Genomic DNA, 22,394 nt, shown 5'->3' on the forward strand with positions numbered 1-22,394 from the left:
TTCAACGCTTGGGTAACATCACAGTACCACCATCAAATACCCTCATTTGCAAAATAACCATCAAAATAATGCAACAAGACCGAAAGTTACTGTATTCACCGTGGTGGGATCGCCCGCACTACTTTGTATTGCTTTAAATGTTCCATAATCTTGCTCATGTTCGTATTCAATAAATGCATTCAAACCAGGCATGAGCCGGTAATAAGGTCTGACAATGTAGCGCATTTGGTTTAAACCACTTCCAATTTCCGCCTTTGTAACCGTCTTAGAAGCCAAAATACTGCGCGCCCCTACTCGTATCAAAAAGTTATTGGTGATTTGCGTGTCGCGTGAGAGTTCCACATCCAATTTAACACTACTGCGGTAATAATAGGTCCTCACATCGGTATCAATGTAGTAGGGCATCAACCCTTCAATACCTAATCCTGGTTGCCAATAGGGTGTCACAGCCGGTTTATTAAAGTAATTGGCTCCACCTTTAATGGCCCAAAACTGACTGATTAAGTGCCAATAAAAAATATCAATATCCGCATTTTCTACATTCCCTTTATAAAGCTATGCATCATTAACAAATAACTCCAATTTGTTATAATCATAACCATACAACCCTTTATAATTGAGCCGTTGGGCGTTATGAAAGGGATCGGCGCCAATATCTAAAAAGGTGGCAAGCCAAAATCCTGCATGATGGCCCATGGGATGTTTCACAAGCGATAAATCAATGGGGCGTACTTCATCCACTCGTACAATAGGCCGATTGAGATAGGCAGTTTGTTTCACGATATCCTGAGGCTTGGCTTTATCTTGGGTAATAGCAATTAAGCTTGAATATTGAAAAGAACGTGCCATGCCAGCCATCATGTGGTACAGCAAATGACAGTGAAAAAACCATTGTCCACTGGCATCGGTGTCAATGTCCGCGGTCATCGTCGCTCCAGGTGGGACGCTTAGTGTATGTAATAGAGGATCGTACGCATCCCATCCTTTACGTAAAATAAACCAATGGCCATGAATATGCATGGGGTGGTACATCATTGAGGTATTGGTAAAAACAATCCGGTAGCGTTTACCGGGCTCTAAAGGGATGGGTTTTGCTTTGTATTCAGGTACTCCATTAATCATCCAAATAAAGCGATCCATATAGCCAAAGAGCTCCATGTTAATCACACCAGCTATAGGTTTATTGGGATCATTGGTTTTTACCACCGCGCTCATTGGTTGATATTTCGTGTCCACTGAAGTCTTGTAGGAGGAATTAGGTGCATCTATAGCATCTCCTATAATTGATGGCTCGGTAGGCATCGTCATTTTCATATTGGAATCCATTTTCATGTTGGAATCCATCTTCATGGAGGCGTTCTTTACTTTACTGGATGATTTCATCGTCATCGGTAATGAACCCTCATTCATCTTTCCCATCATCAGAGACATCATTTCTCTGGTGACTGGTAAGGGTTCTGGGAATGGAGCAACCTGTTTGTAATTCACCAGCTGCTGTGACTTGGTGATTAAAGCACCATAAGCAGCACCCACTGTATCTCTTGATTCAGCATAGATAATATAGGGTTCATTTTTTTGTATGTTTACCAGTACATCATAGGTTTCTCCTGGCGCAATGGTAAAATCATTAATAGTATAAGGTTTTACATCATTGCCTTGGACATGCACCATCTGCATCGTGGTACCGGGTATTTTAACGCGAAAGATGGTGTTCCCGCCTGCCCCAATAAAACGTAATCGTACCGTATCACCGACTTTTACTGGCGTAGTCCAAGGATTTGATTTGGGATGTCCATTTAATAAAAATGCGTCATAGGCGACATCATTGATGTCATAAATACTCATGCGCATTTGCTGCATCATTTTGTAGTCATCCAGCAGTTTTTGGCGCTCCTCTTTCGAGGCTTTGCGGTAATCGTGGATAAATTTTACAAGCGAAGGCTGTAAGGGAAATCGAGGCCCATAGTAGCCTCCATCTTTTTTGAGGTTCGCGAGAATTTGCTCAGGCTTAGTATTACTCCAGTCCGACAAAACAACCACGTAATCTTTCGTGTAATGATATTTGGGTGGCATAGGTGGATCAATCAAAAAAGCACCATACAAACCTTGCTGCTCTTGTAATCCTGCATGCGCATGATACCAATAAGTCCCCGATTGCTCTAAGGTAAATTGGTAGCGAAATGAACTGCCCGGTGGAATTTCTCTTTGGGTGACGCCTTCAACCCCATCCATTTGCCAAGGTACCAGTAGCCCGTGCCAATGAATGGCGGTTCCTTTATCCAAATGATTGGCAACATTAATGGTCACGCGATCCCCTTCTTTAAAATGCAAGGTCGGCGCTGGAATTTGATTATTTACGGCAATCGCTTTTCTCGCTTTGCCCGCAAAATAAACCGTTTTGTATCCTACGACTAAATTGATGACATGATTCGATGTAAAACCATTTGCACTACCGAAACAAATAAGGAGCATTAAAGGATAAATAAAAGTTTGGGTTATTTTATTGATGATCGTATTCATAAAGTTCCTTTTCTTTCTCATCACCAGAACACGCAGTTAATTTTGCGATGCGTTTCAAATTGCACTAGGTTTTGCAGAATAATATGAATTTATTTTTCAATAATATATCCCTTTTATCAATATCTTGCACCACATAAGTAAAAGAATTGGAATTTTCAAAAACATGTTCCTTTGAGGTGCAGTAGAACAGAGGATGAATTTTTAATTCTGGAGCGAGAGCCTCAAATAACACCAAATTCATGCTCAATGAGCTAAGCTATAATCTAAGCACAACCATTAGCAGCGCTCATAATCATTTTAATACGGGAAAGGAGAACATCATGAAGATTCAATTATTAGGGATGATCGTGTCACTTGGCCTTGTCAGTTCATTGGTCAACGCAGCCGACACAGGAAATAACCAAATGACCGTGAAGCTTAAAACCCAGGACGGGAAAGTAATCCAATGTTTGATAAGTCCCGAGGATCAAAAGGTCGTTAAAGAAATGAAGAAGGGTGCGACAATGGAAATGATGGGTATGGGAATGGGGATGCATAAAATGCACAATATGAATGGAAATCAGATGGATGAAGAATAACCGTAGTTTGAGGATAACAACCCCAATGGACGGTTTGTTTGAGTTTAGAGGAGTGTAGGTAAAAATCGCGTTACACCTACAGGCGTAGAAAAATCGCATGCCACTCATACTGCGGTACAAACCGTCCCTAAAAATGCCCCATTCCTTCACATATCAGGCGAACTCCAGACTAGGACAAGTCTTACATATATTGCCCGCCATTAATATCCAGATTGGCACCGGTGATAAATCCGGACTCAGAATCTGCTAAAAAAGCCACTGCATTAGCAATTTCTTGCGGCCTACCTAAACGTCCAACAGGAATGGTGTTAATGATCGATTTTAATACGTCTTCCTTCATGGCAGCAAGCATCGGCGTTTCAATATAGCCTGGAGAGATGGTATTCACCGTGATTCCTTTATTGGCAACTTCCAATGCCAAGCTTTTGCTAAAACCAAACAAAGCCGCTTTAGTCGCTGCGTAATTGCATTGACCAAACTGCCCCTTACGACCATTAACCGATGAAATGCTAATAATCCGTCCATAGCCTTTATCAAGCATCATGGGTAATACATTGCGGGTCATGTTAAACACACTGGTTAAGTTCGCATCAAGAACCTGCTGCCATTGTTCGGAAGTCATTTTCTTTAGTGTCGTATCACACGTGATGCCTGCATTATTCACCAAGACATCAATACGTCCATATCGCTCCATCACTAAATCAGTCAGCTTTTCGCAGTCAGCAAATTGGGTGGTATCCGCATAGAGAATATCCATGTCATACCCAGCCTCTTTCTTGTAAGCCTGCCAGAGTTTGGCTTCCTCATGTTTGCCCTCCTTGAAATAACATGCAATGACTTGGTAATCGACCGCCAGACGCTCGCATATTGCAGAGCCTATTCCTCCTGTTCCGCCAGTGACCACAGCGATTTTTTGTTCCATAAACAACACTCCTTTTTATTGATTAACTAATCCTTACCATCAAATCCACATACCATTCAATAATGGTTATCCTTGGATATTGTACCCACTATCAACATAAATCACCTGCCCAGTAATGCAGTTTGCCTTGTCTGATAGAAGAAAAGCGGCTGCTTCGCCAATCGCATCAAGAGTCACCCGTTGATGGAGTGGTGCATTAACTGCGGCTTTTTCCATCAGCTTATCAAAATCGGCAAGACCTGAAGCCGCACGAGTCGGTATTGGGCCCGGTGACAAGGCATTCACTCTAATCTTTTTAGGCCCAAGCTCGACTGCCAGATAACGCACCGAAGCCTCAAGAGCCGCTTTGACCGGCCCCATGAGGTTGTAATGGGTCACCACTTTCTCAGCACCATAATAGCTCATGGTGATTATTGAACCGCCATGACTCATCAGCGAATGGCAGGAAATATCCATCGCCATCCCAAATCCTTCGCGCGAACTATCCACAAGGCGACCTTGCAAATCAGCTTTCGGGGCAAACGCAATGGCATGGATAACAAAATCAAGCCTACCCCAACTCGCTTTGATTGTCTCAAACAAATGGTCTGATTGGGACTCATCCATCACATCAAAGGGCATAAAAATGGGGGATAAAACCTGTTCTGCCAGCGGTTGCACATAAGGTTTCGTTTTATCATTTTGATAGGTGATGGCAAGCTCTGCACCTGCTTCATACAATACTTTAGCACAGCCCCAAGCAATGGAATGCTCATTAGCAACCCCAACAAGAAGTCCTTTTGTACCCTTCATAAGACCTCACTCCCTTTGTTTTTTTCTAAAAGAGACAGCGTATGCATCGCCATGATTCGTTCTTCATTGGCAGCAATAATACGCGTTTCAAACGGTTTAAGAAATGTAACATGCTTCAAAATGGCACGTCGCACCCATTCCGAATTCTCCCCAATACCACCGGTGAAGACAATTCCATCAACACCACCTAGAGCAACTGCCATCATTCCCATCAGCTGAGCCCCTTTGAGGCAGAAATAGGTTAAGGCAAATTGCGCTCTTGGATCACTACTCTCCTGCAGCAATTTGACGTCATTGGTCTTTTCAGACAATCCCAAAAGTCCAGACTCATGGTATAAAATATGCTCAATCTCATCCGCAGACAGACCCAGCTCACGAATTAAATAAATAATGACACCTGGATCTAAGTCACCGCAACGTGTACCCATTGGTAATCCCGCAAGGGCCGTCATACCTAAGGTGGTATCAATGCTTATGCCATGATGCATCGCACACAAGCTGGCCCCATTACCCAGATGGGCGGCAATGATTCGTCCTTTTGCCAGTTCGGGATCATTCTGCTGTAAGGTATAAGCAACCCATTCGTAGGAAAGGCCATGAAAACCATAACGACGAATACCTTCTTCACGTAGTTTTTGGGGTAAGGCATACTCCGTAAATAAGGCTTCATGATGCGCATGAAATGCAGTATCAAAACAGGCAATCTGCGGTAGCTCTGGATTTATTGTGCTGATGAGTTCGATTGCCGCCAAATGATGCGGTTGATGCAAAGGGGCAAGCGGATTTAACTCACGCAATTGAGCCATCACCCCTGATGTGACCCATACGCTCTTGGTGAACATCACTCCACCATGCACGACTCGATGAGCAACAACGCTAATTTTTAAGTCTTGGGCATTAATCCACTGAAGAATAAATCGTAGTGCCGTTTCATGGGAACAATGAACAGGTAATGTTTTTTGAATCACCTTATTTGCTACCGCATCTTTTGCCACAAAAAGAGGTAGAGTACCTAAACCCGCGACTTTGCCACTGGCTAATAAATGGAGAGCTGACTCCTGTGAAAACACCTGGAACTTCACACTCGATGAACCTGCATTAATCACAAGAATGCTTGTTTTTTTGCTGGGTGTCATTTGATTTTTCCTTTACCTCTGGCTCTGGCCAGTTTAACGGCCAAAGCACACGATAAAAGTCGGGTACGCAATGAGTCAGCCCGGCTTGTTAGGATAATAGGAACACGTGCACCCAGAACAATACCCGCTGCATCGGCATGTTCTAAAAAAGTCAATTGCTTGGCTAGGATGTTCCCCGATTCGATTTCAGGGACCAGAAGAATATCCGCATCTCCAGCAACAGGGGATAAAAGACCTTTCTCTGCAGCCGCCTCCTTACTGATGGCATTATCAAAAGCCAATGGGCCATCTAAAATCCCATCCGTAATTTGACCTCTGTCAGCCATTTTACATAAAATGGCGGCATCAACGGTCGCTTGCATTTTGGGATTGAGCAGTTCCACCGCAGCCAAAAGAGCGACTTTAGGTTTTTTATCCTCGCCATGTAAAATGCGCCACAGATTAATCGCATTCTGGCAAATATCCGCTTTCATAGTCGCATCAGGGGCAATATTAATTGCTGCATCGGTAATAATCAGTGGCTTAGGATAGGAGGGAACATCCATCACATAAGCATGACTGATGCGGTATTTGGTGCGCAGTCCTGAAGCTGCAGGTACAATAGCAGCCATTAATTCATCCGTGTGGAGCGAGCCCTTCATGATGGCATCGATATTCCCCGCAGCAGCCAGCTCTACTGCTTTGGCTGCGGCTGCATCACTATGTTCTACATCAAGGATTTCCCATGGTGATAAATCAATTCCGGCCTCGGCAGCCGCCGATTTAATTTTTGCTTGTGGGCCGATTAAAATAGGCGCGATTAATCCTGCTTTGACTGCATCAGCCACAGCCTCTAACACATTGGCCTGAACAGGATGGACCACTGCAGTACGCGCAGCAGGAATGCAGTGACACGATTGGATAATGCTGTGAAAAGGATCAGGGCGACGAATCGTGACTTGCGGTAGCTCTGAACGCGCGACGCGTATCTTTTTTGTAGGTGCCAAAACAACAGCTACCCCTGCAACCACCGTTTCTCCACGTTGATTTACTCCTTTACAATCCAAAGTGACCATGGGTTTATCCGTACGCTTATCACGGACACTAAGCGTAATCGTAATATTATCGCCAATCCGTACGGGCTTTTTAAATTCAATATCCTGCTTCAGATAAATCGTACCGGGTCCTGGTAAAACGGTTCCAAGAAGCGCTGAAATCAGCGAACCCAACCACATGCCATGTCCTACGACACCATGAAATATATCGCTTTGAGCAAAGATTGGATCCATGTGCGCGGGATTGATGTCCCCAGACATGGCCGCAAAAAGGTCGATGTCATCTTGAGTCAGCATCCTCGTAAGACTCGCCTGACGCCCCAATGTGAGTTCGTCAAATGTAATATTCTCCAGGAATTCCTTATCCATCATTCATCCCCCTTTATTTCTGCATCACATAAGCTCCAGGAGCGGCAGGCAAAGACGTATCAACAGCAGGTGGAGCAACACGTTCGGGTGTTGATTGTTCCACCAACCAGTCATGCCAAGCCAACCACCAGGAACCCTCGCGTTGTTCTGCGACCTTAAGCCAATTCTCAGTGTTCAGATAAACATCATGCTTTTTGTGTTCATGAATACGGTACGAGCGTCCTCGATGGCCTGGTTCACTGACAATCCCTGCATTATGGCCGCCATTGGCGAGCACAAAAGTAATGGTACTGTCGATCATAATGTGGATTTTATACACCGATTGCCAAGGGGCCACATGATCTTTTTCCGTACTCACCACAAAAGCAGGCACATGAATATTTTCTGCGGCCACAGGGTTTCCCTCGACACTAAAACGTCCTTCAGCAAAATCATTATTTAAGAACAGCTTTTCAAGGTATTCACTGTGCATTTTATAGGGCATGCGGGTAGCATCGGCGTTCCAGGCAAGCAAATCAATGAGCCCACGTTGTTTCCCTTGCATGTAATCTTGAATCATCTTCGACCAAATGAGATCGTAAGAGCGCAACATCTGAAAGGAACCGGCCATTTGCTTGGTATCCAAATACCCCTGGTCCTGCATCATGTTTTTGAGAAAAGCAACCTGACTTTCGGTAATGAATAACATCAATTCACCGGCATCGGTAAAATCACCTTGTGCAGCTAAAAGGGAGAGACTTTTCACGCGCTTATCGTGAGCTCCTGCCATGGCTGCTGCGGTAATCATTGCCAAGGTGCCGCCAAGACAATACCCCATTAAATGAATTTTTATTTTAGGTAGCTGGCTTGCAATCGCATCAAGGGCTGCCATCGCCCCATGTCGATAGTAGTCATCCATCCCCAAATCCCTATCCTGGCTCTCTGGATTACGCCAGGAAATGATAAACACGGTGTGTCCTTGTGCTATAAGCCACTTCACCATCGAGTTTTCCGGCGATAAGTCAAGAATATAATATTTCATAATCCATGCCGGCACGATCAAAATAGGCTCTTTAAACACGGTTTTGGTCTGGGGCTCATATTGGATCAATTCAATAAGATGGTTACGATACACGACACGACCCGGTGTCACCGCCACATCTTTTCCGGGAATAAAGTGCTCGACACCCGCAGGTGGCGTACCGGTTATCCGCTCAGCAATGTCTTTTATTGCGATTTCTGTCCCAGAAATTAAATTCAAACCCCCTGTGCGTAGGGTCTCATGAAACAGATCGGGATTCGTTAAAAAGAAATTAGAAGGCGAGAATGCATCCAACATTTGGCGCACCGCAAAAGAAATCGTGCGTTCAACAGGTTTTGGCAATCCAGAAATATCCGTCGTTGCCAATCGCCACCAATTTTCCGTTAAGAGAAAACCTTCAGCGAACCCGCGCCAAGGCAAATATTGCCAACTTTCTTTATGAAAGCGAACATCATCGCCATCGCCGGGATGCTCATGACTGCACATGACTTTATTCACACAATCGTCCACATGCACCATAGGATAAAAGGCCAATTCCAACAAACGCCCAGGTGATTGCCTTAATTGCGAAAGCCATGAACAATAGGAAGTCTCCAAAGCAGCAGGACTTATCCCAGTAGTCAGCTTCGCGAGATGGGCCTGAAACAGGCTATCAAGACGTTTAAAAAAAGGATGAGGAACAACTTGAGCGCCGCAAACCTGCTCGCACTCGGAATCGGTCATTTCTTTTTCTTCAGCACAACATTCCTTCTCGGGTCTATTCATAGTGCACGTCCCTATCGTAGTGAATCCATCTTTTATTAAACAACTTATGCCTCGTTATGCTTCTTTTTAGTGAGTTTTGCTTCTTGCCAAACGAGAAAAACAGCCGGGATCACAATCAGCGTAAGGAGGGTTGCGGTAATCATTCCTCCAACCATTGGAGCTGCAATCCGACGCATAATTTCAGAACCTGTTCCACCACCAATCATAATTGGTAATAAACCACCGATAATTGCCAATACGGTCATCATCTTAGGCCTTAACCGAAGAACAGCTCCCTCAACAACCGCATTTTGAATATCGGTTTGCGTGAGTTCACGTTGCTCTTGGCGCGCCAGTTGCTGTCTCTTTTTAAGCGCTTGATCAAGATAGATTAACATGACCACGCCGGTTTCCGCAGAAACCCCGGCCAACCCAATAAACCCAACCCCAACCGCAATGGACATATAATAGCCGAGTAAATAAATAAACCATACCCCACCCACCAGTGCTAAAGGGAGCGTACCCAGTATAATGAACACTTCTGAAAAACGGCCAAAATTCAAATAAAGCAACACGATAATAATCAGAAGTGTCAGCGGTATCACAATCATAAGCCGTGCCTCAGCGCGCTCCATATATTGGTATTGCCCAGTCCATAAAAGCGTATAGCCAGGCGGTAACTTGATGTTTTGTTTCACCACCTGTTGGGCTTCTTTGGTATACGATCCCAAATCACGTCCGGCGATATCGACATAAATCCAACCGGAAGGACGTGTATTTTCTGTTCGAATCATATCAGGGCCATTCACTATGGATAACTTCGCTACTGCTTCTAAAGGAATGTGGGCGCCAGTCGGGGTCACAATGGGTAACTGGCGTAATTGCGCCACGGAATCACGCACCAGCTGGGGATAGCGGATATTCACGGGATAGCGTTCAAGTCCTTCGACGGTTTGGGTAATGTTCATCCCACCCACCGCATTTTCAATCATCTCGTGTACGTCGCGAATGTTTAAGGCGTAACGAGAGGCTTTGAGTCGGTCAATATCCACATTCACATACCGTGCACTCACTACCCGTTCGGCAAATACCGAGGCGGTTCCTGGCAAGGGCTTTAATACCCCTTCAATTTGCTGCCCAATCTTTTGAATGACATTCAAATCAGGACCAATGACTTTGATTCCTAAGGGTGTTTTAATCCCGGTGGCAAGCATATCAATCCGATTGCGAATCGGCATGACCCACACATTAGTTACTCCAGGGATTTGCACGTGGCGATCCAGTTCCTCTCTGATTTTTTCAAAAGTCATGCCCTGCCGCCACTCACTTTGTGGCTTAAATTGAATGGTGGTTTCAATCATCGACATGGATGCCGGATCGGTGGCGGTTTCCGCACGACCAATTTTTCCAAACGCAGATTTCACTTCCGGTACCGTGAGGATGAGTTTATCGATTTGCTGAATGAGTTGTTGCGCTTTACCCACGGAAATGGCGGGAAATGTCGTGGGCATATAAAGAAGATCGCCCTCATTTAAGGGAGGCATAAATTCCGAACCTAAACGGGTCACCGGCCAAAACCCAATCAGAACCAGAATAAAAGCACCGGCTAAAATTGCCTTTGGCGCTTTAAGTACGGCCTGAATCACCGGATGATAAACCGCTTGTAAGACTCGATTTAAGGGATTTTCAGTCTCCGGTCGGATACGTCCGCGAATCAAATAGCCCATCAACACAGGAACCAAGGTAATCGACAAGGCAGCAGCACAGGCCATGGCATAGGTTTTGGTAAATGCTAAGGGCGCAAAAAGACGTCCTTCCTGCGCTTGTAAGGTAAAAATAGGTAGGAAACTGAACATAATAATCAGCAAAGAAAAAAACAATGAGGGACCAACCTGCAACGTGGCTTCTTCAATAATTTGCCATCGATTTTCCTTGGTAACCGTCGTCTGCTCAAAATGCTTGTGCACGTTTTCAATCATCACAATGGCCGCATCCACCATCACCCCAATGGCAATGGCAATCCCTCCTAAGGACATGATGTTGGCGGTAATGCCCTGCCAATACATAATAATAAAGGAGGCTAAGATGCCAATAGGGAGCGTGATAATAATGACGAGTGCCGAGCGTAAATGAAATAAAAAGATAAAACAAATCAGGGACACTAAGATAAACTCTTCAATCAACCGATCATTGAGCGTATTGACCGCTCGTTGAATGAGGCTTGAGCGATCGTAGGTTTCAACAAGTTTCACCCCAGGTGGCAAACTGTCTTTTAATTCAGCCAATTTGGCTTTCACTGCCTCAATGGTTTTCTTGGCATTTGCGCCAAAACGCATGATAATGACACCACCTACCACTTCGCCTTGACCGTTGAGTTCTGCGATACCGCGACGATTTTCAGGTCCGAGTCGGATGGTTGCTACATCAGACAAAAGAATCGGTGTTCCTTGTTTTGAAACACCTAAGGGAATGTTTTTAAAATCAGCGAGTTTTTTTAAATAGCCACGTGCCCGCACCATATAATCGGCTTCGCCCATTTCAATGGTGGAGCCGCCTACTTCCTGGTTGGCATCGCGAATGGCGGAAATCACTTGGGGTAATGCCATGTCAAAAGCACGTAATTTGCTCGGATCAAGAACCACTTCATAACGACGAACCATCCCCCCAATCCGCGCTACTTCAGAAACACCCGGTACTTTCTGTAATTGAAACTTCAAAAACCAATCTTGCAAGGTAGTTAACTGCGATAAATCATGTTTTCCGGTGGTATCCACCAAAGCATACTCATAAACCCATCCCACACCCGTTGCATCAGGCCCTAAGGCCGTGGTCACATTCGGCGGTAAACGGCCTTGTACCTGGCTTAAATATTCAAGAACACGAGAACGGGCCCAATACAAATCAGTCCCGTCTTTAAAAATCAAATACACGTAGGAATCATCAAATGCAGACTGACCTCTCACCGTCTCAGCTCCGGGCACAACAATAAGCTTTGTGGTTAAAGGATAAGTCACTTGATCTTCCACAATCTGTGGGGCTTGTCCAGGATAAAATGATTTCACAATGACTTGCACATCGGATAAGTCCGGAATGGCATCCAAAGGCGTTTGCTTTAAAACATAAAGGCCTGAAAGAACCAGTAACAGCGTCATAAGGAGGACAAAAGGCCGATTCTTTATGGACCAGCGAATAATCGCCGCAATCATGGATGATCCTCCTTAAAAAGGATAATTTGAATGAGGTCGCGCATCTAGTTACCCTTCTCATCATTTAAGCGCTGCAGGCTCGCTTTAATACTGGCCTCAGAGTCAATTAAAAACTCACCTGAGCTCACCACGCGCTCCCCTTCGTGCAAGCCCGATAGAATTTCAACTCGGGAACCGGATTCAATACCGGGTACCACCGGTTGCACCCTAAAACGCCCCTTCCCTAATGATACCACCACTCGAATCCCTTCTTCTGTTTGAATCAGCGCTTCTTTAGGAATACTCAATACATTCTGCATGGGTTCAACCGGTAAAGTAATCATCGCATACATGTTGGGTTGCAGGCGATTATCCGGATTCGCGAAGCGTAAACGCACTTTTACGGTGCGTGTTTTTAGGTTCAACTCGGGATAAACAAATTCAATACACCCCTTCCAGGTTTTGCCAGGAAATGCAGGAAAACTCGCTTCTGCGGGCTGCCCTACGTTCACCCAAGAGGCGTGTTGTTCAAATACCTCCACGATGACCCAAATGGTGGATAAATCAACAATACTCATAATGTCTTTTTCGGGCGTCACTTGGTTTCCTTCGCGCACATTCAAGGCAGCAACAATGCCCTTTTGAGGACTGTACACATCGAGAAGATGAGCGACCTTCCCTGTTTTTTTTAATTGTTGAATTTGAGATGGTGCCATACCCAATGAACGTAATTTTTGATAGGACGCCTCGATAAGTGGCTGTTGTTTGCTTTGCAGTGCAATTAAATATTCTTCTTCAGCATTGACTAATCCCCGTGAATAAAGTTGAAAGAGCAGTTCTCCTTTGGTAACAGAAGCTTGCGTTGTTTTGACCACCAAGTTTTGTATCCAACCATCCACATAAGTATGAATGTGGCTGATTAAATTCTCATCAGCCATCACATAGCCTACGGTTTCAATTTTGCGTGCAAGTGGTCCTTTGACTACAGGAGCCGTACGGACTCCTAAATTATCAACGATTTCAGGCGAAATCCGTACTTCACCCTTCTGCTCAGAGTCTGCATAAACAGGAACCAGTTTCATGCCCATGGTCGAGACACCGGGTTTATTGTAGCGAACCATGGGATTCATCGGATCCATCCAAAAAAGTGGCTTTTTTTCATTACTGGCTTGGGGCGTGGATTGTTCTGAATAAAAACCCACTTTTTTAAGCACCATAAAACCAATGACGAGTACAATAACAACAAGCACTCCTATTCCTATTCTTTTCATCCCATTCTTCCTTGTAAGTACAGTAGTGCCACACGCGTCTTACGTTGTTCCACTTGAACCCGTAATTGCTCCAGCTTAATGTCCAGCTGTCCGGTGTATGCGCGCAGCACCGTGGTCATGTCGGTGGTTGCACTTTGATAGGCGAGCAAAGCGGCTTTTGCATTTTGCGTGGCTTCCGGCATTAATTGTTTTGCAAATAATGCCTCGCGTCGGGTGAGCTGCGTCCAGGTTGCATAAGAGCCTAGGAGCATTTCCTTTAAATCGCGGTAATGGGCCGCCCTATCTAAAAACGCGCCTTCCAAATGAAGGTATTGCTCTCTGAGACGAGGAGTTTGACGCAACCGAGGAAAAATCGGCAGGTCAATTGTTGCTTGCGCCGTCAGCATATTGGAACGTGGCTGTCCATTATCCATATGACCTTGTCTTACCCCATAACTGACATCCAATACCACCCCAGGTTTAAATTGCTCTTTGGCCAAAGCAACGGCTTCACGGCTTGCATTAATGGTCCCTAAATCGGCCTTTAATAAAGGATGCTGTTGAATTTTGGTTTTTAACGCATTTAAGGAAGGTGGATTGGGTAAACGCGGCAAATGAGAACTCAACGGACGTTGGGCGTGTTCCTGGCCTACCCAGCGTCCTAATTTGGCACGCACCTGCGCAATCTGCTCTGCAATTTGGGCTTGTTGGTCCTCCAAATGCGATAATTCCAGTTGCACTTGCAGCACATCGGATTGGGTGGCCTTTGCTGCAGCGTATTGCGCTTGGGCAACCTTAAGTAAATAAGTAAACAATTGACGATTGGTACGAATAATTTGGGCTGCATGTTCCCAATAATAAAGTTCAAGCCAGGCTTCTCTGGCAGTACGTACGATGGCGAGCGCTTGTTCTTGCAAGCGCTCGTAGGTAGCACGCGCTTGTGCTTTGGTTTGCCGTGATTTGATGGCTAAAGAATGTCCTTTGGGGAAACGTTGCTCCAATCCACCCATAATCATCGTCATTTCATCTTGCGTAAAACTGAAATTATTGGTGGGCACATTAAGGGTTCCGGCCATCAATTTGGGATCGGAAAGTTGGCCATCCGCAATCGCTTTTTGCTCCAGTGCCCCAATATCCGTATGCAAGCGTTTCAGTTCGGGTGCCTGTTGGATGGCACGTTGTCCTGCTTCAAAAAAAGAAAGGGGTGTTACGCGCGTCGCCGCATAGCCATTTAAAGAACATAGCGCAGCAATCACCGCGGCACATCCCCTAATCCCTTTCTGCCACAGCCCTGTCGACTTGAGCACGCGTAACTCCATCAAGCAACATCCAATCACTTGTGAATCCATTGAATGGGCATAGAATAGCACCATTCATTTCATTTCTCTATCTTCCAAGTAAGGGATAAAATTCTTCATATGACGCATCGATGTTTTGATGCATGAGCTCATGCTTTGCCCAATCTATCCCTTACTTGACTCATTCTTATTCCTCATGAGTCTGTGGCCCAGCTTTTTGCTCCATCGCCTGATAGTGCTCTGGAGTCATCCCGGGTAGAGTTTCAAGAAACGCGACAAGAGCCCAAATTTTTTCATCATCATGACTTGCTCCCCAAGCCGGCATGCCGGTCATCCGAATGCCGTTTTTAACCACCCAAAAGACTTCCTCAGGCGTCATATCCCACTGCTTCATTTGCGAAAAATTAGGTGGGCTGGGATTAAGCCCTTGACTCAGTTCAGAAGGACCTAATCCTGGAGCACGATGACAGGCAACACACATTTCTCGATAATGGTCAAATCCTTCCCGAATCACCGCCGGATTCTGTAAATTAGGTGGCGCTTTGATTCCTCCAGCATGTACCGTAATGGAGCGCTCCCGTGTTGTGACTAAAAGCCAATCTAAAAGGGGTAATTCTTTTTCTTGTGCCGAGATGTTAAAAAACCCAGAATAAACAAAGGTTAAAACACCAGCTAACCCCAGTATTATCAAAAAAACAACCGTAACCGACACGATTTTAAATGGTTTCATCATTGATTTTCCTCATCCATTTCACTTTAATTTTTCCTTAAAAAAACGCATCACAGTCATTACAAACTACCTCGCATTTTTAGGCAACGATAACGCCTCAAAACCCGAAATCACATCAAATAACTCCTCATCAATTCGATTTTGACGCAAACGGTGAAAAGTGCCATTCAGCTGCCCCAATAGTTCATCAATATTTTGATCCGCACGCTGCATGGCGACAAGACGGCTCGCATTCTCGCTTGCCAGGGATTCAGCACAAGCTCTAAAAATAGAAACAAAAAGATATTCACGAATTAAAGCGCGCAACGTCATCGTCCCCTCACCCAAGATTTGAGGCAATTTCTTGGTTGGCCAAGGTAATGCAGACAATTGACTTCGCCATGGTTCATCCAAAGGAAGTAAGCGTTGGCCAATTGGTTGATAAACGGCTCCAGTGAGATGACGATTATAAAAGAGATACAGTTCCGTGAGTTCCGTTTGCTCATGAGCCTCACTTTCAATAAGAATTTGCCCCACTAAAGGAGAAATCGCTTGGATTGAGCTGGGTACTGAAAAAAGCCCCCTCAGTGGCAAACCTATGTCGTTCATACGTCCATAAACACGTTCACCCACAGCCCAAATATGGGGTGTTCCTGATCGCTCACTCAGTGTCTTAAATGCATGATCTGCGACTAATTCATTAAATTGTCCCACTAATCCTTGATCCGAACCGAATACAATGGCCCCTACCGCTCCCACTCCTGTGTGTCGCTGTTTTGTACTCCCCGCTATGGGTTTCATGTCTCGGAAACAGACAGCCAATCCAAGTTCCAGCGCATGATAGTAATCCGCCAAAGCCTGAGCTGACTTCTCATATTGGCCAATGCTTGCAGCAGCTAAAGCTTTCATCGTGCGAACAACTGATTGCAGTTCTTGAGCCCCGTTAATCTTTCGCCGTAAACTTGCAGTGGTGTCGCTCATCCTCGTTCCTTAGGGCTTTTGTTCGTCCTTCGCTTTACCCCGTTCTGACTCAGCTTGGAACGCAGCAAGCGCTTGGTGAGCCACGTGCAAAATCAGCTTGCGATCCGCATCAGTCAATGTCTTACTGGTTATCAACCGCTTGCAGACTTCTTGTGGAATTGCGCTCACCGCATGCATCAAAGCATGCTCTGCTTCGCTCATCTTATCAAGTGGTACCGAATCAAAAAAACCCTCTACCAAAGCCAATAACACCGTGATTTGCACGATGACTGCCACTGGAGCCGATTCGGGTTGTTTGAGGCATGCGCGAATTCGCCATCCATGTTCCAGAGTTTTGCGCGCCTCTTCATCTAAGCGAGCGCCAAATCTGGCGAAACTCTCAAGTTCCTCAAACTGCGCATAAGCCAGTTTAAGCTCACCTGCAACCGCATGATACGCCGCTCGCTGTGCTTTTCCGCCAACGCGTGATACGGATTTGCCTACATCCACTGCAGGCAGCATGCCTAATTCAAACAGCGATGGTGAGAGATAAATTTGTCCATCCGTGATGGAAATAAGATTGGTTGGGATGTACGCAGACATGTCCTCTGCTTCGGTTTCAATAATGGGTAACGCGGTAATCGAACCGTTACCCAGTCGTTCATGTACGTGCGTTGCACGCTCAAGAAGTCGTGAATGGATGTAAAAGATATCACCTGGAAACGCTTCACGACCAGGAGGCCGTCGCAGTAAGAGTGAGAGTTCGCGATAAGCTCGTGCATGATGCGTCAGATCATCATAAACAATCAATACATCGCGACCTTGCTCCATAAAATGCTCGGCAATACTGGTTGCCACATAAGGGGCAATGTAGGCAAGGCCCGGTGCTTCATTGCCTTCAGTAACGACGACAACCGTGTAATCCATCGCTTTTTTTTCACGCAACGTGGCGACCACTTTGGCTACTCCAGAGGTCCGTTGGCCAATAGCACAATAGATGCACACTACATTTTGATCGTGCTGATTGAGTATGGTATCCAGTGCAATTGCGGTTTTACCTGATTGTCTGTCACCAAGAATCAATTCACGTTGACCTCGTCCAATGGGAATTAGTGCATCAATCACTTTAATCCCCGTTTGTAAGGGCACCGTAACCGCAGCACGGTCCATAATCGACGGTGCAGGACGCTCAATAGGTAGCCGTTGACTCGTGCTCAAGAGTCCCTTGCCATCGAGTGGTCGACCCAGTGGATCAATGACCCGTCCAATTAATCCATTTCCTACCGCAACATCCAGCACTCGTCCAGTACGCTCGACCTCATCCCCTGCTTTTAAGTGCTCATAGTCACCAAGGAGAACGATACCCACTTCATCTTCTTCGATGTTGAATGCAATACCGAATACATCGCCCGGAAACTGAACCAATTCTTCAAAACCGACACCAGGAAGACCTGTAACCTTAGCAATTCCCGTGGAGATCATGCTAATAGTACCCACTTCACGTGGTGTGCATTGCAACCTAAAAGCTTCTCTTACTTGGCTTATTCCAGTAAAAGCATGATTCATCATCTCGTGTAGATTGTTTGACTCCATTTTTACTGACTCATTGTCTTCAAATCGGATTTGAAGTGTTCTTGAAAAAACGCATCCACTTGATTTTGCAAATCGCTTAGATAATCCGCCATACTCCACCCCATCTTTTGTCCATTAATGATGAGTTCAATCCCACTGATGAGATTTACTGAGGTCTCAAACTGAACGAGAACACTTGCGCTAATGAGTTTTTGGATTGCTTCTTCAATGGAAGTCTGCTCTACTGATGAAAGGTCAAATCCAGTACGGATGAGTACCCCATGGGATAAATCTTGAGTCATGGACACGATTTGGTCTTTAGCGCTACGTTGCTGACTAAGAAACACGTCAACAATCTGAGACTCAAGCTTCGTGTTGGCAAGCTCCATGAATACTTTTCTGGCAATGGAAAAAACCTCCTGTTCGATGCGCGTGGTTAGTTCGTGACTGAAGTTGAGTTGTTCTCTTCTCAGTGCTTCTTTCCACTGCAGACGTAACGCTTCAGCGTCACATCGGGCTTCATCAACAAGGCGCTTGCGTTCAACAGTGGCCTCATGAGTCACCTCTTTCAAGAGTGTTGCACGTTGCTCATTGAATTCTTCATTCTGGTGGCGCAGCGTATCACGTTCTTTTTGGGCTTCAGCTTCTTTGGCATCAGCTGCTGCAAGTACGGACGCAATGCGCGTCTCTCGTGCATCGATCGCATGAAGAATGGGCCGATATAAAAAGCGTTTCAGCAACCAGATCAAAATAAGGAAGTTAATCACTTGGGCACCAACAGTAAACCAGTCAATTAACATGGCTTATTTCCCCGCCGCTTGGGTAATCACGTAATTCCAAAATGGATTTGCAAAAATGAGAATCATCGACACCACAAAACAATAAATAGCCAAAGATTCAATCATCGCAAGTCCCACAAACAGCGTTCTCGTAATGGAGCCTGCCGCATCAGGTTGTTGCGCCAATGAACTTAACGCCATGGCCACTGCGCGTCCCTCACCTAAAGCGGGGCCTATGGCACCAATACCAATAGTGATGCCTGCAATAATGATTGAAGCAACTGCAACGATTCCGATAAGGGTTGTCTGGTCCATAATATACTCTTTAAGTTGATGTTAATCGTATTATTCCTCTACTTCATTTGATGCCCGCGCGAGGGTTCTCCTTGGTCTCTGACTCTTCAGGTAACTCCCGTGTGCGTGTGGCTGCAGCAATATACACTAATGCCAAAATGGTAAAAATATAGGCCTGAACCATCCCGGTTAATAGACCTAACGCACTCATCAGGATGGGGAAAATAAAAGGGGCAATGGTTAATAAAATCGCAAGAATCATGGTCCCACTCATCATATTCCCAAACAAACGAATCGCCAGTGCTAATGTCCGAGAAAGTTCACTAATCAGGTTAAAGGGTAGCATCATCCAGGTAGGTTCCAAGTAGGATTTTAAATAGCCTAAGAGCCCTTGATCCATAATGCCAAATAAGGGTACCGCCACAAAGACACAAAGTGCAAGTGCTGCTGTAGTCGACAACGAACCCGTCGGTGGTTCATAACCCGGAATGATGGTAAACAAATTGGCGGTAGCTAAGAATAGAAAAAGGGTGCCTAAAAAACCAAGATATTTATGAGGAGGACTAAGCCCTACCTCCTTGATTTGCTGTTCTACTGTAAGAATCATCATTTCTAAAAAATTTTGCCAACGAGAACGCTGATGGGCCGTTGAGAGTCGTCGCGTAATCAGATAGGAACCCACTGTGAGCACCAGCATTAACCCCCAAGTGATGACAATGGTTGCATTCAGTTTGAAAAAACCATAGTGCCAAAACATAATCTCATCGGGACTAAGATGCATGATTTATCCTCGCGCTTAAATGTCTTTGTTTTGCTTCCCCGAATCGGCGTGTTAGAATAAAACGTGCCAGGGTAAACCCCAGCAAACAAATCAACAACCGCATCCATTGACCTTCTGTTAAAATAAAATAAAAACCCCCTAAAGTAACGATCGTGCGCAGTAAAAAACTACTCAAAAACCAAAGTGCAGGTCGCTTCGACACAACACCTTGACGTATCGTCCACAAAAGCCCCCCAAAAAACAATGCGCCAAGTAATAAACCGACGAGCAAGGCCTGTATGAGTTCAACTCCTTCAGTCATCATCATGATTTTTCTGCTCCTTTTGTATTTCCTTATCCTCTTTTGCCACCCAATACCAAGCATTCACACATCCTAAAATCAGACCAATGATGAGGAGCATCAGTGTCCAAGAGTGCTTTCCTGGATAATGCATATCCAGTATATGGCCCAATGCAACACCAAGTAATGTTGGAGCAGCTACCGACCAACCAATTAATCCCATCATTCCCAATCCAGACCAGATAATGAGCCTGGCATGACGCTTCGCTTTACGTTTACGCGACACTTTTTTGCTAATTTGCTCAACAAAATTGATTTCCTTTTTTGATGGTTTCTTAACCATGCGCTATCTCCACAAAGCGGCGCACAAAAGCACTTTCAAGCTTACCAAGCACTGCACGCGCATTTTGTTCTTGCTCGCTAAGATTTAAGAATTCATTTTGCACGGATTCATATAAGGTATCCAGATCTGTTCCACCGATTGCGTTATGTACCGAAACCACGACCTCTTTGTTTGTTTTAATTAACATTCCCTCATCAACGGCAACATAAACCTCACCTTCTGCTGCAGTTTCATAAGTGAGGATCCCAGGGCATAACGCAGCAATGCAATCAAGTCGTTGCGGTAACAGTCCAAAGGCCCCTTGTTCCGTTTCCGCAACGATGCGCAATACGCCCGTCTTCTGTGCAAAAATTTGGAAGGGCAAAAGAATTTTAAGACGCATCAATGATTCATCAGGCATGTAAACTCTCCACTTGAGATTTTGTGGGTTTCTTGACCTCATCCATTGCCCCAATCATATAGAGTGCACTTTCAGGATAATCTTTAAATTCATCCTGTAAGATACGCTCACAACCATCGAGTGCCGCTTCACGACTCACGAGTTTTCCTTTAAGTCCAGTAAATTGCTCTGTGGTAAAAAAAGGCTGCGTCAGAAAACGCTCCAACCGTCTTGCACGAGCCACCACCTTACGGTCTTCTGAGGACAATTGCTCTAAACCCAGCATCGCGATCACATCCTTGAGCTCTTCATATTGCGCCAGTGTTCTGCGAACCTCTTGGGCCAGATGATAATGCCGTTCGCCGACAATTCCAGGCATTGCCATTTTGGAATTCGACTGCAACGGATCAACCGCGGGGAAAAAACCTTCACTGGCACGTTTGCGCGACAGCACAATCGATGCTGAAAGGTGGGAAAAGGTATGGACTGCCGCAGGATCGGTGAAATCATCGGCAGGCACATACACCGCTTGAATTGAAGTAATGGCTCCGGTATCGGTGTTGGCGATTCGCTCCTCGAGTTCCGAGAGCTCCGTATTCATCGTCGGTTGATAACCTAATCGGGAAGGCATCTGTCCCATCAAGGCAGAAACCTCGGAGCCTGCTTGGATAAAGCGGAAAATATTATCAATAAGTAACAACACATCGCGCCGTTCCTCATCACGAAAATATTCAGCCATAGTCAACGCGACATGCCCCACACGAAAGCGACTCCCTGGTAATTCATTCATCTGCCCAAATACCATCACCATGTTGGATAAAACCTGAGCTTCCTTCATATCATGATACAGTTCCTGTCCCTCACGACAGCGTTCACCTATCCCACAAAAAATACTCACTCCTTGGTGCTGCTTAATCATATTATGAATCATTTCGGTCAGTAACACGGTTTTGCCAACTCCTGCGCCACCAAACAATCCTGCTTTGCCACCTCGCTCCAGTGGGGCAAGCACATCAATGATCTTAATCCCTGTTTCAAAGACTTCTGATTGAATGGAACGATGGGCTAAAGGTGGTGGGGCTTGATGAATACTGCGCCATTGGATATTGGTCAGTTCTTCCTGATGGTCAATGGTCTCGCCAAACACATTAAACATGCGTCCAAGAATCGCTTTACCCGTCGGCGCGTTCAGTGTTCCTGCTGTGTCCTTCACCAACATACCGCGTGCAAGCCCCTGAGTTGGGGTAAGCGCTACCCCTCGCACACGATGCGCATCAAGATGCGCCAAAACTTCAATCGCAATATGTCCTTCATCCCCTGCGTGTAACAAAGAATAGATAGGAGGCAAATAATGCTTAAACCGAATATCCACAACACTGCCACGCACTGAGACAATATCACCGAAATTAGTGGGGTTCATTTTATTCTCCATGTTGGCTCTCGCTCCT

At 45.4% G+C, this 22,394-nt stretch carries 19 protein-coding genes and 1 pseudogene; 1 reads left to right on the top strand and 19 read right to left on the bottom strand.

Annotated features, from left to right (window positions below; all coding sequences use genetic code 11):
- Nucleotides 1–60: 60 nt before the first annotated feature.
- Nucleotides 61–2,472 (bottom strand): annotated as a pseudogene (locus tag Lani_RS14735) (multicopper oxidase domain-containing protein).
- Nucleotides 2,473–2,840: 368 nt separating this feature from the next.
- Between Lani_RS14735 and Lani_RS14740 the strand changes: the two are divergent.
- On the top strand, nucleotides 2,841–3,098 hold the full coding sequence (locus Lani_RS14740) for a hypothetical protein (RefSeq protein WP_058388634.1): 258 nt from the start codon (nucleotides 2,841–2,843) through the stop codon (nucleotides 3,096–3,098).
- A gap of 181 nt (nucleotides 3,099–3,279) precedes the next feature.
- Here the strand turns inward: Lani_RS14740 and phbB are convergent, their stop codons facing one another.
- The 18 genes from phbB to atpD form a co-directional block, all read right to left on the bottom strand.
- The gene (gene phbB, locus Lani_RS14745; protein ID WP_058388635.1) at nucleotides 3,280–4,020 is read right to left on the bottom strand and encodes an acetoacetyl-CoA reductase; all 741 of its coding nucleotides are present in this window, start codon (nucleotides 4,018–4,020) and stop codon (nucleotides 3,280–3,282) included.
- A gap of 66 nt (nucleotides 4,021–4,086) precedes the next feature.
- Nucleotides 4,087–4,812, bottom strand: a complete 726-nt coding sequence (gene fabI / locus Lani_RS14750; RefSeq protein ID WP_058388636.1) for an enoyl-ACP reductase FabI — start codon at nucleotides 4,810–4,812, stop codon at nucleotides 4,087–4,089.
- Nucleotides 4,809–5,948, bottom strand: coding sequence for an acetate/propionate family kinase (locus tag Lani_RS14755; RefSeq protein WP_058388637.1), 1,140 nt, complete (start codon nucleotides 5,946–5,948; stop codon nucleotides 4,809–4,811). Before Lani_RS14755 ends, fabI begins: the two co-directional genes overlap by 4 nt.
- Complete coding sequence (locus Lani_RS14760; protein ID WP_058388690.1) at nucleotides 5,945–7,351, bottom strand: bifunctional enoyl-CoA hydratase/phosphate acetyltransferase; 1,407 nt, start codon at nucleotides 7,349–7,351, stop codon at nucleotides 5,945–5,947. Before Lani_RS14760 ends, Lani_RS14755 begins: the two co-directional genes overlap by 4 nt.
- 13 nt (nucleotides 7,352–7,364) lie before the next feature.
- Nucleotides 7,365–9,095: a PHA/PHB synthase family protein gene (locus tag Lani_RS14765; RefSeq protein WP_396426828.1), complete on the bottom strand. Its 1,731-nt coding sequence runs from the start codon at nucleotides 9,093–9,095 to the stop codon at nucleotides 7,365–7,367.
- 86 nt (nucleotides 9,096–9,181) lie between these two features.
- A complete protein-coding gene (locus tag Lani_RS14770; protein WP_058388639.1) occupies nucleotides 9,182–12,322 on the bottom strand; it encodes an efflux RND transporter permease subunit in 3,141 nt (1,046 codons plus the stop codon).
- Between the two features lie 44 nt (nucleotides 12,323–12,366).
- Nucleotides 12,367–13,572 (bottom strand): efflux RND transporter periplasmic adaptor subunit, encoded by a 1,206-nt coding sequence (locus Lani_RS14775; protein WP_058388640.1) that lies wholly within the window; start codon nucleotides 13,570–13,572, stop codon nucleotides 12,367–12,369.
- Nucleotides 13,569–14,858, bottom strand: a complete 1,290-nt coding sequence (locus Lani_RS14780) for a TolC family protein (protein WP_223499678.1) — start codon at nucleotides 14,856–14,858, stop codon at nucleotides 13,569–13,571. The genes Lani_RS14775 and Lani_RS14780 overlap by 4 nt, the downstream gene beginning before the upstream one ends.
- 178 nt (nucleotides 14,859–15,036) lie before the next feature.
- A complete protein-coding gene (locus tag Lani_RS14785; RefSeq protein WP_082654127.1) occupies nucleotides 15,037–15,582 on the bottom strand; it encodes a c-type cytochrome in 546 nt (181 codons plus the stop codon).
- 63 nt (nucleotides 15,583–15,645) lie between these two features.
- On the bottom strand, nucleotides 15,646–16,539 hold the full coding sequence (locus Lani_RS14790) for a F0F1 ATP synthase subunit gamma (protein WP_058388642.1): 894 nt from the start codon (nucleotides 16,537–16,539) through the stop codon (nucleotides 15,646–15,648).
- A 9-nt stretch (nucleotides 16,540–16,548) separates the two neighbouring features.
- Nucleotides 16,549–18,111, bottom strand: a complete 1,563-nt coding sequence (locus tag Lani_RS14795; RefSeq protein ID WP_058388643.1) for an alternate F1F0 ATPase, F1 subunit alpha — start codon at nucleotides 18,109–18,111, stop codon at nucleotides 16,549–16,551.
- Nucleotides 18,112–18,113: 2 nt separating this feature from the next.
- Nucleotides 18,114–18,890, bottom strand: a complete 777-nt coding sequence (locus tag Lani_RS14800) for a F0F1 ATP synthase subunit B family protein (RefSeq protein ID WP_058388644.1) — start codon at nucleotides 18,888–18,890, stop codon at nucleotides 18,114–18,116.
- A gap of 3 nt (nucleotides 18,891–18,893) precedes the next feature.
- On the bottom strand, nucleotides 18,894–19,184 hold the full coding sequence (locus tag Lani_RS14805; protein WP_058388645.1) for a F0F1 ATP synthase subunit C: 291 nt from the start codon (nucleotides 19,182–19,184) through the stop codon (nucleotides 18,894–18,896).
- Nucleotides 19,185–19,227: 43 nt separating this feature from the next.
- The gene (locus Lani_RS14810; protein ID WP_058388646.1) at nucleotides 19,228–19,944 is read right to left on the bottom strand and encodes a F0F1 ATP synthase subunit A; all 717 of its coding nucleotides are present in this window, start codon (nucleotides 19,942–19,944) and stop codon (nucleotides 19,228–19,230) included.
- The gene (locus tag Lani_RS14815; protein ID WP_202972320.1) at nucleotides 19,934–20,251 is read right to left on the bottom strand and encodes an ATP synthase subunit I; all 318 of its coding nucleotides are present in this window, start codon (nucleotides 20,249–20,251) and stop codon (nucleotides 19,934–19,936) included. The genes Lani_RS14810 and Lani_RS14815 overlap by 11 nt, the downstream gene beginning before the upstream one ends.
- Nucleotides 20,238–20,567, bottom strand: a complete 330-nt coding sequence (locus Lani_RS14820) for an AtpZ/AtpI family protein (protein WP_058388647.1) — start codon at nucleotides 20,565–20,567, stop codon at nucleotides 20,238–20,240. Before Lani_RS14820 ends, Lani_RS14815 begins: the two co-directional genes overlap by 14 nt.
- The gene (locus Lani_RS14825; protein WP_202972321.1) at nucleotides 20,560–20,967 is read right to left on the bottom strand and encodes a F0F1 ATP synthase subunit epsilon; all 408 of its coding nucleotides are present in this window, start codon (nucleotides 20,965–20,967) and stop codon (nucleotides 20,560–20,562) included. The genes Lani_RS14820 and Lani_RS14825 overlap by 8 nt, the downstream gene beginning before the upstream one ends.
- Nucleotides 20,960–22,378 (bottom strand): F0F1 ATP synthase subunit beta, encoded by a 1,419-nt coding sequence (atpD, locus tag Lani_RS14830; protein ID WP_058388648.1) that lies wholly within the window; start codon nucleotides 22,376–22,378, stop codon nucleotides 20,960–20,962. Before atpD ends, Lani_RS14825 begins: the two co-directional genes overlap by 8 nt.
- Nucleotides 22,379–22,394: the final 16 nt, after the last annotated feature.

This window comes from Legionella anisa (assembly GCF_001467525.1).
GTDB lineage: Bacteria > Pseudomonadota > Gammaproteobacteria > Legionellales > Legionellaceae > Legionella > Legionella anisa.

What these genes read in the sequence shown, in the direction of transcription:
- Lani_RS14740 (WP_058388634.1), top strand. Translation starts at nt 2,841, where the DNA reads ATGAAGATTCAATTATTAGGGATGATCGTGTCACTTGGCCTTGTCAGT.
- phbB (WP_058388635.1), bottom strand. Translation starts at nt 4,020, where the DNA reads ATGGAACAAAAAATCGCTGTGGTCACTGGCGGAACAGGAGGAATAGGC.
- fabI (WP_058388636.1), bottom strand. Translation starts at nt 4,812, where the DNA reads ATGAAGGGTACAAAAGGACTTCTTGTTGGGGTTGCTAATGAGCATTCC.
- Lani_RS14755 (WP_058388637.1), bottom strand. Translation starts at nt 5,948, where the DNA reads ATGACACCCAGCAAAAAAACAAGCATTCTTGTGATTAATGCAGGTTCA.
- Lani_RS14760 (WP_058388690.1), bottom strand. Translation starts at nt 7,351, where the DNA reads ATGGATAAGGAATTCCTGGAGAATATTACATTTGACGAACTCACATTG.
- Lani_RS14765 (WP_396426828.1), bottom strand. Translation starts at nt 9,095, where the DNA reads ATGACCGATTCCGAGTGCGAGCAGGTTTGCGGCGCTCAAGTTGTTCCT.
- Lani_RS14770 (WP_058388639.1), bottom strand. Translation starts at nt 12,322, where the DNA reads ATGATTGCGGCGATTATTCGCTGGTCCATAAAGAATCGGCCTTTTGTC.
- Lani_RS14775 (WP_058388640.1), bottom strand. Translation starts at nt 13,572, where the DNA reads ATGAAAAGAATAGGAATAGGAGTGCTTGTTGTTATTGTACTCGTCATT.
- Lani_RS14785 (WP_082654127.1), bottom strand. Translation starts at nt 15,582, where the DNA reads ATGATGAAACCATTTAAAATCGTGTCGGTTACGGTTGTTTTTTTGATA.
- Lani_RS14790 (WP_058388642.1), bottom strand. Translation starts at nt 16,539, where the DNA reads ATGAGCGACACCACTGCAAGTTTACGGCGAAAGATTAACGGGGCTCAA.
- Lani_RS14795 (WP_058388643.1), bottom strand. Translation starts at nt 18,111, where the DNA reads ATGGAGTCAAACAATCTACACGAGATGATGAATCATGCTTTTACTGGA.
- Lani_RS14800 (WP_058388644.1), bottom strand. Translation starts at nt 18,890, where the DNA reads ATGTTAATTGACTGGTTTACTGTTGGTGCCCAAGTGATTAACTTCCTT.
- Lani_RS14805 (WP_058388645.1), bottom strand. Translation starts at nt 19,184, where the DNA reads ATGGACCAGACAACCCTTATCGGAATCGTTGCAGTTGCTTCAATCATT.
- Lani_RS14810 (WP_058388646.1), bottom strand. Translation starts at nt 19,944, where the DNA reads ATGCATCTTAGTCCCGATGAGATTATGTTTTGGCACTATGGTTTTTTC.
- Lani_RS14815 (WP_202972320.1), bottom strand. Translation starts at nt 20,251, where the DNA reads ATGATGATGACTGAAGGAGTTGAACTCATACAGGCCTTGCTCGTCGGT.
- Lani_RS14820 (WP_058388647.1), bottom strand. Translation starts at nt 20,567, where the DNA reads ATGGTTAAGAAACCATCAAAAAAGGAAATCAATTTTGTTGAGCAAATT.
- Lani_RS14825 (WP_202972321.1), bottom strand. Translation starts at nt 20,967, where the DNA reads ATGCCTGATGAATCATTGATGCGTCTTAAAATTCTTTTGCCCTTCCAA.
- atpD (WP_058388648.1), bottom strand. Translation starts at nt 22,378, where the DNA reads ATGGAGAATAAAATGAACCCCACTAATTTCGGTGATATTGTCTCAGTG.